11 protein-coding genes and 2 tRNA genes are annotated in these 12,120 nt (G+C 68.3%); 5 read left to right on the top strand and 8 right to left on the bottom strand.

What is annotated here, in order from left to right:
• The first annotated feature begins 283 nt into the window (after positions 1-283).
• Positions 284-2,089: an ABC-F family ATP-binding cassette domain-containing protein gene (locus J0I99_RS09110; RefSeq protein ID WP_291397167.1), complete on the top strand. Its 1,806-nt coding sequence runs from the start codon at positions 284-286 to the stop codon at positions 2,087-2,089.
• A gap of 274 nt (positions 2,090-2,363) precedes the next feature.
• Positions 2,364-3,395, top strand: coding sequence for an aldo/keto reductase (locus tag J0I99_RS09105; RefSeq protein WP_291391245.1), 1,032 nt, complete (start codon positions 2,364-2,366; stop codon positions 3,393-3,395).
• 110 nt (positions 3,396-3,505) lie between these two features.
• On the opposite strand, the gene J0I99_RS09100 is transcribed toward J0I99_RS09105, so the two are convergent.
• Positions 3,506-4,570: a LacI family transcriptional regulator gene (locus J0I99_RS09100; RefSeq protein ID WP_291397166.1), complete on the bottom strand. Its 1,065-nt coding sequence runs from the start codon at positions 4,568-4,570 to the stop codon at positions 3,506-3,508.
• Between the two features lie 654 nt (positions 4,571-5,224).
• Here J0I99_RS09100 and J0I99_RS09095 point away from each other — a divergent pair.
• A complete protein-coding gene (locus tag J0I99_RS09095; RefSeq protein WP_291391247.1) occupies positions 5,225-5,434 on the top strand; it encodes a hypothetical protein in 210 nt (69 codons plus the stop codon).
• A 98-nt stretch (positions 5,435-5,532) separates the two neighbouring features.
• Here the strand turns inward: J0I99_RS09095 and J0I99_RS09090 are convergent.
• Positions 5,533-5,607 (bottom strand) — tRNA-Gln (locus J0I99_RS09090).
• A gap of 171 nt (positions 5,608-5,778) precedes the next feature.
• Here J0I99_RS09090 and J0I99_RS09085 point away from each other — a divergent pair.
• A tRNA-Pro gene (locus tag J0I99_RS09085) sits at positions 5,779-5,855 on the top strand.
• Positions 5,856-5,951: 96 nt separating this feature from the next.
• Here J0I99_RS09085 and J0I99_RS09080 read toward each other — a convergent pair.
• Genes J0I99_RS09080 through J0I99_RS09070 form a run of 3 tightly spaced genes read right to left on the bottom strand, consistent with a single transcriptional unit; the run spans position 5,952 to position 8,918 of the window.
• Positions 5,952-6,632 (bottom strand): ABC transporter ATP-binding protein, encoded by a 681-nt coding sequence (locus tag J0I99_RS09080; RefSeq protein ID WP_291397165.1) that lies wholly within the window; start codon positions 6,630-6,632, stop codon positions 5,952-5,954.
• Positions 6,629-7,837, bottom strand: coding sequence for an FtsX-like permease family protein (locus J0I99_RS09075; RefSeq protein ID WP_291391249.1), 1,209 nt, complete (start codon positions 7,835-7,837; stop codon positions 6,629-6,631). Before J0I99_RS09075 ends, J0I99_RS09080 begins: the two co-directional genes overlap by 4 nt.
• Position 7,838: 1 nt before the next feature.
• Positions 7,839-8,918 (bottom strand): efflux RND transporter periplasmic adaptor subunit, encoded by a 1,080-nt coding sequence (locus J0I99_RS09070; RefSeq protein WP_291397164.1) that lies wholly within the window; start codon positions 8,916-8,918, stop codon positions 7,839-7,841.
• A gap of 84 nt (positions 8,919-9,002) precedes the next feature.
• Between J0I99_RS09070 and J0I99_RS09065 the strand changes: the two genes are divergently transcribed.
• The gene (locus J0I99_RS09065; RefSeq protein ID WP_291397163.1) at positions 9,003-9,629 is read left to right on the top strand and encodes a TetR/AcrR family transcriptional regulator; all 627 of its coding nucleotides are present in this window, start codon (positions 9,003-9,005) and stop codon (positions 9,627-9,629) included.
• Between the two features lie 67 nt (positions 9,630-9,696).
• On the opposite strand, the gene J0I99_RS09060 is transcribed toward J0I99_RS09065, so the two are convergent.
• From J0I99_RS09060 to rbsK, 3 genes are all read right to left on the bottom strand, one after another.
• Positions 9,697-10,191, bottom strand: coding sequence for a fasciclin domain-containing protein (locus J0I99_RS09060; RefSeq protein WP_291391252.1), 495 nt, complete (start codon positions 10,189-10,191; stop codon positions 9,697-9,699).
• Positions 10,192-10,286: 95 nt separating this feature from the next.
• A complete protein-coding gene (locus J0I99_RS09055) occupies positions 10,287-10,988 on the bottom strand; it encodes a phosphatase PAP2 family protein (protein WP_291397162.1) in 702 nt (233 codons plus the stop codon).
• Positions 10,989-11,155: 167 nt separating this feature from the next.
• Positions 11,156-12,082 carry a ribokinase gene (gene rbsK, locus J0I99_RS09050; protein ID WP_291397161.1) on the bottom strand — a complete coding sequence of 309 codons (927 nt, stop codon included), beginning with the start codon at positions 12,080-12,082 and terminating at the stop codon, positions 11,156-11,158.
• Positions 12,083-12,120 lie beyond the last annotated feature (38 nt).

The raw sequence follows: 12,120 nt of genomic DNA, 5'->3' as shown, positions 1-12,120 counted from the left end.
CGACCCGGAGGGACGCTTTCAACCGGTGCGGCGGAACCTGCAATTCGGTAGCGCCGCACGGGGCCAGGAACCTGCGGGGGGCGGGTGAGGCCCCTGGCCACGTATCGACGTCGTGAACCCGCTTGGGTTCACCAGACCCATGCCTGCGCAAGCTTGAACGCCGACTGACGCGCCCTTTCAGCCACGGTTCAGCGATCCTGTGCCGCCGGCGCGAGTCGGTCGCGTTGATCTGGGGGCGGCGACATGCTCTATGCCCCCGACCCCGTACCCGGACCGATTGCCCATGGTCGCAGCGCCCATTCTCTTCCTGCAGGATATCCGCCTTCGCCTCGGCTCGACCGAGCTGCTGGAGGGGGCAGAACTGTCGCTGCTGCCGGGCGAGAAGGTGGCCCTGGTCGGGCGTAACGGCTCGGGCAAGTCGACGCTATTGAAGATCGCCGCCGGCGAGATCGAGCCCGATTCCGGCCGTCGCTTCCTGCAGCCCGGCGCCACCATCCGCTACCTGCCGCAGGAGCCCGACCTCAGCGGCTTCCCCAATGTGCTGAGCTATGTCGAGGCGGGGCTCGAGGCCGGCGACGACCATTATCGCGCCACCTACCTGCTCAACCATCTCGGCCTCAGCGGTGCCGAGGAGCCGTCGCGCCTGTCCGGCGGCGAGGCGCGCCGCGCCGCGCTGGCCCGCGTGCTGGCGCCGGAGCCCGATATCATCCTGCTCGACGAGCCGACCAACCATCTCGACCTGCCGGCCATCGAGTGGCTCGAAAGCGAGCTGGCCTCGATCCGCTCGGCCCTCGTCATCATCAGCCACGACCGGCGCTTCCTTGCCGATCTGACCCGCGCGACCGTCTGGCTCGACCGCGGCACCGCGCGCCGCCTCGATCGCGGCTTCGGCAGCTTCGAGGAATGGCGCGACCAGGTGCTGGAGGAGGAAGAGACTGCCCGCCACAAGCTCGATCGCCAGATCGTGCGCGAGGAGCACTGGCTGACTTATGGCGTCACCGCCCGGCGCAAGCGCAACGTCCGCCGCCTCGAAGGCCTGTTCAACCTGCGCCAGGAGCGGCGCGACCTGAAGCGCTCGGTCGGCGAGGTGAAGATCTCGGTGGCCGAGGGCGAGACCTCGGGCAAGCTGGTGATGGAAGCCAAGGGCATCTCCAAGGCCTTCGGCGACAAGCTCATCGTCGACGACTTCACCACTCGCATCATCCGCGGCGACCGCGTCGGCATCATCGGGCCGAACGGCGCCGGCAAGACGACGCTGATCAAGCTGTTGACCGGCGAGCTCGCCCCCGACAGCGGCACGGTGCGGCTGGGCGCCAACCTCGAGCTCGCCAGCCTCGACCAGCGCCGCGCTTCGCTCTCCAGCGACATGACGCTCAAGGAAGCCGTGACCGGCGGCGGCTCGGACACGCTGGTGATCAACGGGCAGCCGAAGCACTTCATGGGCTATCTCAAGGACTTCCTGTTCACCCCGGAACAGGCCGGCACCGTCGTCTCCAAGCTCTCGGGCGGCGAGCGCGGCCGGCTGGTGCTGGCGCGCGTCCTGGCGCTGCCCTCCAACGTCCTGGTGCTCGACGAGCCAACCAACGATCTCGACCTCGAGACCCTCGACCTGCTGCAGGAGATGCTCGGCGACTACCCGGGCACGGTGATCGTCGTCAGCCACGACCGCGACTTCCTCGACCGCGTCGCCACCTCGGTGATCGTCGCCGACGGCGGCGGGCGCTGGACCGAGTATCCGGGCGGCTATTCCGACATGGTCACCCAGCGCGGCTACGGCGTCACCAGGCCCGATGCGGCACAGAAGCCGAAGGCCAGCAAGGCGGTCGTTGCGCCCCCGCCCCCGGCGCCGAAGCAGAAGCTCAGCTTCAAGCAGAAGCACGCGCTCGAAACCCTGCCCAAGGAAATGGCGCGGCTCGAGGCCGAGATTGCAAAGCTGAACGCCGCCCTTGCCGACGGCAGCCTCTATGTCCGCGATCCCAAGGCGTTCGGCGACAAGTCGAAGGCGCTCGCCGACGCCCAGGCGGCGCTCGGCAGGGCCGAGGACCAGTGGCTCGAGCTCGAGGCTTTGCGCGAAGAGATCGAGGGGTAGGGACCGCGCGAAGCGTCGCCCTTCTTTCACTCGTCTCTCCAGCACCACCGGGGCATCCGCGCGAAAGCGGGGATCTCCGTTTGGCCGCACACTCCGCAAACAGAGGTTCCCGCTTTCGCGGGAACGACACCGTGAGGCACGGCGGGCATGGATGTGGCGGAGACGCCGCTCGACTTCGCCCTCATCTCATCATCGCCATCCACCGATGTTCGACTCGACGTCTCTCGGCCGGCGCGGTACACCGGGTTGAAGCGATTCAAGCGGAGGACCCATCATGCAGTATCGCAAGCTCGGCAACAGCGGTGCCGTCGTTTCGAGCCAGACGCTGGGCACCATGACCTTCGGCGCCGAGGCGGACGAGGCGACCTCCTTCGCGCTCATGGACGACTATGTCGCCGCCGGCGGCAATCTGCTCGACACTGCCGATGTCTACTCGGCCGGCACGTCGGAGGAGATCGTCGGGCGCTGGCTCAAGGCCCGGCCCGAGGCGGCAAGGCAGGTGATGATCACCACCAAGGGCCGCTTCCCGATGGGCACCGGCCCGAACGAGGCTGGTCTTTCGCGACGGCATCTCGGCCAGGCGCTCGACGCCTCGCTGCGCCGGCTCGGCGTCGACCATATCGACCTCTACCAGATGCATGCCTTCGACGCGCTGACCCCGCTCGAGGAGACGCTGCGCTTCCTCGACGACGCGATCCGCAACGGCAAGATCGCCTATTACGGCTTTTCCAACTTCATCGGCTGGCAGCTGACCAAGGCGGTGTTCCTGGCCAGGATCGGCAACCTCGCCCCGCCGATCACGCTGCAGCCGCACTACAACCTCTTGGTGCGCGACATCGAGCACGAGATCGTCCCGGCGGCGCTCGACGCCAGTATCGGGCTGCTGCCCTGGTCGCCGCTCGGCGGTGGCTGGCTCACCGGCAAGTACAAGCGCGACGAACTGCCGACGGGCGCCACCCGGCTCGGCGAGAATCCCAATCGCGGCCAGGAATCCTATGGCCCGCGCAATTCCGACGAGCGCACCTGGCGCATCATCGGCGCGCTCGAGGAGGCGTCGATCGCGCTCGGCAAGTCGATGGCGCAGGTCGCGCTCGCCTGGGTCGCCGACCGGCCGGCGGTGAGCTCGGTGATCCTGGGCGCCCGCAGCCGCGTACAGCTCGCCGACAACCTCGCCGCCGCCGACCTGAGGCTGCCGGCCGAGATCGCCGAGCGCCTCACCGAGGCCAGCGCGCCGGTGCAGGCCGACTACCCCTATGGCAAGGGCGGCGTCAACCAGCGGCACCGCAAGATCGAGGGCGGACGGTAGGCGGACCTCCCTCCCCCTTGCGGGGAGGGATCGCAGGAGGGGGTAGTTCGGGGATCGCCGACGCACCCCCGCCCCCAACCCCTCCCCTCAAGGAGGAGGGGAGTCGCCCCTCAGAACCACAGTTCCGGCTGGTGCAGGATCTGCAGGGTCTCCGGCGCTTCGCCCTGGATGCGGCGGAGCAGCAGCTCGCCCGCCTGCTGGCCGGCGAGCGCGGTGTCCTCGAAGATGGTGTCGACCTGTGGTCGCACCAGGCTGAAGATGCCCGAGGTCTGCTTGGCCACCACCTGGACGTCCGTGCCGATCCGGCGGCCGGCATCGGTGAGCCCGGCCATCACCGCCAGCGCCGCGGCGTCGCCGGTGCACACGAAGCCGTCGGGGGGAGCCGGCTCGCCGACGCGCCGCATCACCGCCAGCCGGATTTCCTCGGCGGTGTTGTCGAGCGTCGCTCCGGCCATGATCTCCCAGTCGAGCCCGGCCGCGCCGACGGCCTGCATGAACCCGTCCCTGAGGTGATGGCCGAAGCTGAACCGCATCGGCGGCAGGATGATCGTCACCTTGCGGCAGCCCTTGGCCTTCAGGCGCATCACTGCGTGATGGGCGAAGGCATGGTTGTCGTAGTCGACATAGGGGTGCGGCGCGGGGAAGGCCGTGCGGCCATGCGAGACGAAGGGGAAGCCTTCCTCGATCAGCAGCTTCACCCGGTCGTCATGGGGCTCGATGCGCGAGAAGATCACCCCGTCCGCCGCCTTGTTGCGCAGCACGTAGAGGATGGGATCGATCGGGCGGGCGCTGCGGGCGCTCGGGGTGATCACCAGGTGATAGCTCGTGCCAGCGAGCGCCGCGGTCAGCCCCGACACCATGGATTGGCCGAAGCCGAGGATCTCGTCGTGCGGATCGAGCATCAGCGCGATGACATTGGTACGCCCGGTCTTGAGCCTGAGCGCCGTGCGGTCCGGCACATAGCCGATCTCGGCGGCGATCTTCTGCACCCGGATGCGGGTCTCGTCGCTGAGCTCGGGCGCATTGTTGAGGGCGCGCGAAATCGTGGTGATGGCGAGCCCGGTCATTTCCGCGATGGTGCGCAGCGTCGGCTTGCCGCTCGGCCTGCGGCCGGGGCGGGGCTGCGGGACAGGAATCCTGCCGCGCTTCGTGTCGCGCGTTTCGCTCTCGGCCAAGTGGTGGTCCTCCCGTCGGGATAGGGGCCTGCTCCCGAGGTCCGCCAACACCTGAGGTGTAGCCCATGGTCCGCCCGAGTTCAGCGCAACAGCTTATGCAATCGATTGCAGGGCGGGAAGTCCGGGCGTTCACGCCATCGCTAGACTTTCGTCGGAAGCGGCGCCACCTGGCGCAACGCGTTCGCTTCGCGGGGCCAGGACCGGCCCTGGCAGCCCCTGCCATTGCGCGCCGCCGATCCCGGCGGGCACGAAATTCCGCTTCCATCCAAACATTTTGGAACGCCGCGGTCTGGCGCGAGGCCGCTGCGCTCCCTATCTTGCTCGACATCTGCGGGGGCGACGAAAGCGGGATGGACCGGCGGGCGTCGCTGCCCTAGAAGAGTCGAGTGGCCGACACGACTTGGCCATGAAAAAGCTGCGGGGGCGGAGGCATGCTCCCCGCATTGGAATCACCCAGGCCACTGGCCGCCGGAAGGAGACGAAAATGCACATCGCTATTCGCACCACTCTCCAAACCGGAACCATCGGTAAATGGGTACGCCGCTCCGTAGGGTGTCGCCGAACCAAACGAATGTGACCTGCCGTCACCTGTTCGTCTCAGAGTTCCGCTAACACCCCGGCCGTCCACCCAGACGTGCCGAATGGAGGTATTCCATGCAGCATGCCCGTTTCGAGAAGCCACATGGCGCAAAGCCCATAGCCGTCGATATCGACGGCGAGCCCAAGGGCGTCCTGGTCGCGCACGCCGACGGTTATCGCTTCCTCGCCGTCAAGCTCGACGCCTTCGCCGCGGACGGCAAGGTGTTCGATACCGTCGAGGCCGCCGAAGCCGCAATCCGCGACGTGCTTCGCCCCCACGCCTGATCGAGGTGCGGGCCACGCCCGCGCCGCCCCTCCGGCTGGTGAGGGCAGACACAAGGCTCCCGGAAATCAGGGGCTTTGGCGGCGATGCACTGGGAGACTGGCTGGGGCGCTAGGATTCGAACCTAGGAATGGCGGTACCAAAAACCGCTGCCTTACCACTTGGCGACGCCCCAACGGGCGCGTACCTACACGCTTCACAATGCTGACGCAACCGATCGAAAAAGGGCGCAGTTAGGCGCTTGAGTTGGTTGGGGAGCGAGTCTATAACGCGCTCGCAGCCGCTGGCCGCCTGCCGGGAAAGTCTTGCTTTCCCCAGCGTGGCGGGACGCCAGCCGGCAACCTGACGGAGTATAGCGCAGCCTGGTAGCGCACCTGCTTCGGGAGCAGGGGGTCGCGTGTTCGAATCACGCTACTCCGACCATTGAGCCCCGGCCTCTCGCGAGGTCGGGGTTTTTCATTGTGCGCGTCCTTGCCGTTCGACCGGGAACCGAAGAGGGCGGCGAGGGCGATGCGGGACCTACACCACAGCCCCGTTGTCCAGGCGCACTTGCCGGCGGCACCTTGCGGCGACCGTGTCGTCATGGGTGGAGATCAGGTAGCTGGTGCGCTCCGCCTGGCTGATTTCGGCGATGAGGTCGAGCACCTGCCGCGCCGAGTCCTTGTCGAGGCTGCCGGTCGGCTCGTCGGCCAGCACCAGTTCGGGGCGGTTCATCAGGGCGCGCGCGATGGCGACCCGCTGCTTCTGGCCGCCGGACAGCTGCGTCGCCCGGTAGTCGACCCGGGATTCGAGCCCGACGCGCGCCAGCAGTTCCCGGGCCCGGTCCCGCGCCCGTGCCGTCTCGCGTCCATCGCGCAGCGCCGCCGGAAAGACGACGTTCTCGAGCGCGGTGAAATCGGGCAGGAGATGGTGGAACTGGAACACGAAGCCGATATGGGCGTTGCGAAATTCCGTCAGTTCGGCGTCGCTGGCCGACGTCAGGTCGCGGCCGAGCATGACGTGCGAGCCGGACGTGGGGCGCGCCAGCGTGCCCAGAATGGTCAGCAGCGTCGATTTGCCGGAACCGGACGGCCCGAGCAGCGCGCACAGCTCGCCCTCGGCCAGGGTCATGTTCACGCCCTTCAGCACCGGCGTTTCCACGGCGCCCTCGCGGAAGGTCTTGACCAGGTCGCTGACCACAAGCACGGGCGCGGCACTCATTGCGATATCACCGTGACGGGCTCGACGCGCGCCGCCGAGCGCGAGGGCAGGATCGAGGCCAGCGTCGCCGCCACGACCGTCAGCAGCAGGGCCAGCCCGTAGGCCCCCTGGCGAACGTCGATGGGCAACCCGGCCGATCCGGTCAGCTCGGGAGGCGGGAAGGGAGCAAGGGCGGCATACCCCAGCCCGGTGCCGAGCAGGCCCCCGATGAGGCCGATGAGGGCGCCTTGCACGATGAACACCAGCGTGACGAAGCCGCGGCTGGCGCCCATCGCCCGCATGATGCCGATCTCGGGGCGGCGCCGGTAGGTCGACAGCGACAGCGCGCTGGCGACGCCGATGACGATGGTGATGAGGGCGAAGGCCTTGATCAGGTTGCCCGAGCTGGCCTGGGCCCGGAGCCCGTCGAGAAGCTGGGCGTTGTTCGCCGTCCAGGGCGTGGCGTCGAGGCCGGTATCGGCCGCAATGCGCCGGGCTATCGCGTCGGCTTGGTAGACGTCGTTGAGCTTGACCTCGATCCGCGACAGGCCTTGCGGGATCTCGAACAGGGTGCGGGCAGCAGACAGGCTGACGAAGGCGGCCCGTCCGTCGAGCGCCTCGACGCCAACCGCAAACAGGCCGCCGACGAGAAACGACCGCTCTATGCCGCGGTCAGAGCGCAGCCGCACCACTTGCCCCACTCGCACGCCGAGGTCATCGGCGAGCTTCTGGCCGAGGACGATGTTGCTGCTGGTCAGTTCGGTGCTGCCGGCAGTCAGGCGGCTGCCGAGATCGGCGATGGCCGTGACCTTGTCGGGCTCGACCCCGGTCACTGACACGGCGGCGCGACGCTCGCCGCGGAGCATGAAGCCGTTGCCCACGACCTGGGGCGATATCGCCTTCACCTCCGACATGGCTTCGATCAGCGGAACAAAGGCATCCGCCGAGCGCAGCAGGGTCCGCTGCGCGCTGGAGCGCTGCCGGACCAGCAACTGCCGGATGTGGCTGTCGACGGCGATGGCATCGGCATCGGCATCGGGCGCCTCGATCGTGATGTGCGAGATGTTGCCCACGGTGCGCTGCACCAGCAGGACCGCGAGGCCGCCGATCAGGGCACTCATGAACACGAAGACGAACACGCCGACGGCCACGCCCGAGATCAGGAGCGCCGTCTGGCTCTTGTTTGCCGTGAGATAGCGGAATGCGACCTTGAGGACGAAAGGCATGTCAGTTGCCTGCCACCGCCTGGCCCGGCTTGACCTTGTCGGGTTCCAGGATGACCCGGTCGCCAGCCTCGAGGCCGGTGGTGATCTCGAGCCGCTCCGCCGGCCAATCGATCAGCGTCACGTCGCGCTGGCGCGCGACGCCGGCGTCGTCGACGAACACGAAGGACCGCGTCGCCTCCGTCCGGACGGCACCGCGCGGAACCGAGATCGCGCTCGGGTTCTCGGCCACCACGATGTTGACGTTGATCGTCAGCCCGATCGGAAGCGAGACCGGTGCATCGAAGCTGATCTTGATGGCGCGGCCGCCGGTCTGCGGATCCACCGTGGGCGCCGCGAAGGTCACCGTGCCCCATTGCGGCAGGGTCACTCCCGCCGGCTTGAGCAACGCCTTGAGCCCGGTACGGATCTGCGACGAATAAAGCTCGTCGACATCGGTCTCGACCAGCAACTCGCTGGTGTCGGCCAGGGTGAACAGCTCCGACTGGGCATCGACGATCTGGCCCTCCTCGGCGGCGCGCGACAGGATGACCCCGTCGAACGGCGCGCGGAAGGCGTATTGGTCGCGCTGCGTCCGGGCCTGGTCCAGCGACGCCTGCAGCCTCGACACCTCCTGGTCGGCAGCATCGAACTCGGCCTGCGCGTCGTTGAGGGTGGCGCGCGTGACATTGTCCGCGAGGGCCTGCGTGCGCTCGAGAACAGCGCGCGCCTGGTCGCGGCGCACCTTGCCGGCCTCGAGCGCAGCGGTGGCCTGTTCGACCTGCGCCCTCGGTTCGCTGTCGTCGAGCTGCGCGATGAGCTGGCCGGCAACGACGGCATCGCCGATATCCGCGCTCACCGACACGAGACGGGCCTGTACGGTGGAGCGCAGCACCACGCTGCGCCTGGCCGCCACGCGTCCGTTGACGGCGAGGACCTGCGAGACCGGCCCCTTGGCCACGGTCTCGACCTGAACGACGAGCGGCTTGGGCTCCCAGGGCCGCATGACCGAGGCATAGGCCACGAGAGCGACGCCTATGGCAAGGCCGGCGACCATCCACCTGGCGCGGCGCTTGCGGGGCTGTGCCGCTGACGCTTTCGGCATTCTATATTTCCTATCACGAGTGATATATGGAACGTACAGCACCTTGCGGTGGTTGGGAAGCAGGGTCCGACAAGGAGGCGACCGATGGCCCGCCCGGCAGGCAGCCGCGACAAGCAGTTCGAATCGCGCCGCCTGGCGCTGATCGCGCTCGCCCGCGCGCACCTCTCTCGACCCTCGGGCCGGCATGCCAGCTGGCGCGAACTCGCCGTAGCCTGCGGGGTCTCGACGTCGACCCTGGCGCACTATTTCGGCGGGCGCGAAGCGCTGGTCGAGGCCATCCTGCACGACGCCCGCAAGCAGGGCGACGCCTATCTTGCCATGGCTGCGCGACCCTCAGGTCCGTTTGCCGACTCGATCCGCGAGCTGGTCGGGATGGTCGCGCAGGGGCTCGATCGGGGCGTCATGTCGCTTCAGGTGATCGGCCTGACCGAGGGGCTGGGCAGTTCGAGGTCCGCTCACGCGTTCCTCGGCCACCACCTCGAGCCCATGCTTTCCGCCATCGGCCAGCGCCTCGATGCCCATGTCGCCCGTGGGGAGATGCGGCCAGGCACGGCCCGTTTCGCCGCCATCGGCCTGCTTGCTCCCTTGGTCATCGCGCGCCTGCACCAGTCCGAACTGGGCGGGGCGGCCGACTATCCGCTGTCGCTCGCGCAGTTCGACGTCGAGCACGCCGAGGCCTTTATCCGCGCCTACCAGGCCCTTCCGTCATAGGAGAGGGGCCATCGCCGGACCGGTTGCCTGCCGAGGGCACTCACGCCCTCGGCAGCGCCACGGGTGGTCAGGGCAGCAGTACCGTGTCGATCACGTGGATGACGCCGTTGTCGGCCTTGACGTCGGCCTGCACGACCTTGGCCGTGTTCGAGCCGGACACGGTGACGCCGCTCGACTTGGCGGAGATCGTCAGCCGTTCGCCCGGGTTCAGGGTCTTCACGTGGAAGGGCTTGCTCAGCAGCTGGTTCGACATCAGCACGCGAGGCAGCACGTGCATGGTGAGGATCGCCACCAGCTTGTCCTTGTTCTCGGGCTTCAGCAGGTCCTCGACAGTCCCGGCCGGCAGGGCGGCAAAAGCCGCATCGGTCGGAGCGAAGACCGTGATGTTATCGGTCGTGGACAGCGCTTCGGCGAGACCCGCGGCCTTGGCGGCGGCGAGCAGCGTCTTGAACGTGCCCACGGAGGCGGCCGTCTCGACGATGTTCGCGGCCTGCGCGACGGTGGCGCCGAGCGAGCCAAGCGAAATTGCCGCGGCGAGGGCCGCAGCCTTCAGGATGTTCATGCATTCCTCCATCTGTTCGATCCACTCATCTGAGTGACCGCGCCAGCTACGGAGAGCTTGAGTCGAAAGTTTCACCCATCCGACCGGGCGCGCGACTATTGCTGGGCGCGCGGAGTTGTCGGTCGCCGATCGTGTCCCCAGAGCAGCGAATAGCCGGCCCAGGAAATCAGGGCCCATGCCGTGCCCAGTGACCAGCCGGCGAGAACGTCGGTGGGGTAGTGCACGCCCAGGTAGACCCGCGACACCCCGACGATCACCGTCAGAAACACCCCGAGGCCGATGAAGTACACCTTCAACCGGCGCTGGGAGATCGCCTCGGCGAGCAGCAGGCCGAGGGTCAGATAGACGACGGCCGAGACCGTCGCGTGCCCGCTTGGAAAGCTCGCGGTGAACACCCGCGCCGCGGCCGCAACGTCAGGACGCGGCCGGTCGAACACCATCTTCAGCCCGGTCGACAGGATGGTGCCGCCAATCACCGCGAACCCGACGAACAGCGCTGTCCGGCCCTTGCCGGAAAGGGCGAGGTGGAGGACGACGGCCACCAGCACGAGGCCGAGTACCGTGAAGCTGCCCAGCCCGGTGATGTCGCGCATCGCTTCCTCGAGCCAGGGCGGCCCCCACGGGTCGTTGGGATTGCCGGCTTCGCGGAAGAACGCCATGACGGCATTGTCGAAGGCGAGACTGTCGCCCTCAATGACCTCGTCTGCGACGGCTCCGAAAGCCCAGAGCAACAGGGCGGCCAGCCCGGCCAGGACATAGGGGATGCGACGGGATGGCGCAGGCGCAAGGTTGGTCATCGGGATCTCCGGGTGGCAGCTAACGCAGACGGGCTGCAAAGGTTCGCGCGGACGCCGGTCCCGAGGAGCACGGGTGCGTGACCCGGAACGCGTCGGCATGCCCAACATGTCCCGCGCTCTCGCCCGCAACCCCGGCACGGCGAAGGACACGCAGCCAGCCTCGTCCCCTAGCCGGCAAGCAGCGCCTCGATCTCGGCCCGCGTCGGCATCGATGGAGCCGTACCCGGGCGCTGCACCGAGATGCCGGCGGTGGCGCAGCCGAAGCGGATGGCCTCGACCGGCGACTGGCCCTCGGCCAGTGCCACGGCAAAACCGCCGTTGAAGGCGTCGCCGGCGCCGGTCGTCTCGACCACCCTGGCGACCTTGAATGCCGGCACCATGTGCGTCCCCGCTTCGCCGTGCAGCAGCGCGCCCTTGTCGCCCAGGGTGATCAGCGCGTTCTTCGCACCGCGCCGAACGAATTCCTTGGCCGCCACCAGCGCCTCCGCCTCGGTCTCGACCTTGAGCCCGGTCAGCGTCGCCGCCTCGGTCTCGTTGGGCGTAACGTAGTCGCAGAGCGCATAGATCGCATCGTCGACCTGCACCGCCGGGGCAGGGTTGAGGATGGTAGTGACGCCGTGTCGGCGGGCCAGGGCGAGCCCGGCCATCGCCGTTTCCACCGGCTGCTCGAACTGGGTGATCAGCACTTTGGAGGATGCGATGACGCGCTCGGCAGCCAGCACGTCGGCGGGCGACAGGTTGGCGGCGGCGCCGCTCTCGACGATGATGGCGTTGTTGCCGGTTTCGGTCGAAACGAAGATGAACGCGGCGCCGGTCGGGGCGGTGTCGTCGATGATGACCGCGGAGGTGTCGACGCCATCGGCGGCCCAAGCCTTCCGTGCCATGTCGCCAAAGGTGTCGCGGCCGATGCGGGTAATCATGCGCGCATCGCCGCCGGCGCGGGCCGCCGCGATCACCTGGTTCGAGCCCTTGCCGCCCGGCCCGTCCTTGAAGCCTTGGCCGAGAATGGTCTCGCCCATCAGCGGCAGGCGTGGGGCGCGGAACGCCAGGTCCGCGACGAAAATGCCGAGTACGGCGACCGGTGCGCGCGCCATTGATCTTCCTCCCTATGGTGGCCGGATGCTGTCCCGCG

Source organism: Devosia sp., assembly GCF_017307495.1.
Classification (GTDB): Bacteria; Pseudomonadota; Alphaproteobacteria; order Rhizobiales; family Devosiaceae; genus Devosia_A.
This window is presented reverse-complemented; position numbering and strand designations above follow the sequence as displayed.

Coding starts and splice junctions, on each gene's coding strand:
- J0I99_RS09060 (WP_291391252.1), bottom strand. CDS start 10,191: ATGAACATCCTGAAGGCTGCGGCCCTCGCCGCGGCAATTTCGCTTGGC.
- J0I99_RS09095 (WP_291391247.1), top strand. CDS start 5,225: ATGCAGCATGCCCGTTTCGAGAAGCCACATGGCGCAAAGCCCATAGCC.
- J0I99_RS09055 (WP_291397162.1), bottom strand. CDS start 10,988: ATGACCAACCTTGCGCCTGCGCCATCCCGTCGCATCCCCTATGTCCTG.
- J0I99_RS09080 (WP_291397165.1), bottom strand. CDS start 6,632: ATGAGTGCCGCGCCCGTGCTTGTGGTCAGCGACCTGGTCAAGACCTTC.
- J0I99_RS09070 (WP_291397164.1), bottom strand. CDS start 8,918: ATGCCGAAAGCGTCAGCGGCACAGCCCCGCAAGCGCCGCGCCAGGTGG.
- rbsK (WP_291397161.1), bottom strand. CDS start 12,082: ATGGCGCGCGCACCGGTCGCCGTACTCGGCATTTTCGTCGCGGACCTG.
- J0I99_RS09065 (WP_291397163.1), top strand. CDS start 9,003: ATGGCCCGCCCGGCAGGCAGCCGCGACAAGCAGTTCGAATCGCGCCGC.
- J0I99_RS09110 (WP_291397167.1), top strand. CDS start 284: ATGGTCGCAGCGCCCATTCTCTTCCTGCAGGATATCCGCCTTCGCCTC.
- J0I99_RS09075 (WP_291391249.1), bottom strand. CDS start 7,837: ATGCCTTTCGTCCTCAAGGTCGCATTCCGCTATCTCACGGCAAACAAG.
- J0I99_RS09105 (WP_291391245.1), top strand. CDS start 2,364: ATGCAGTATCGCAAGCTCGGCAACAGCGGTGCCGTCGTTTCGAGCCAG.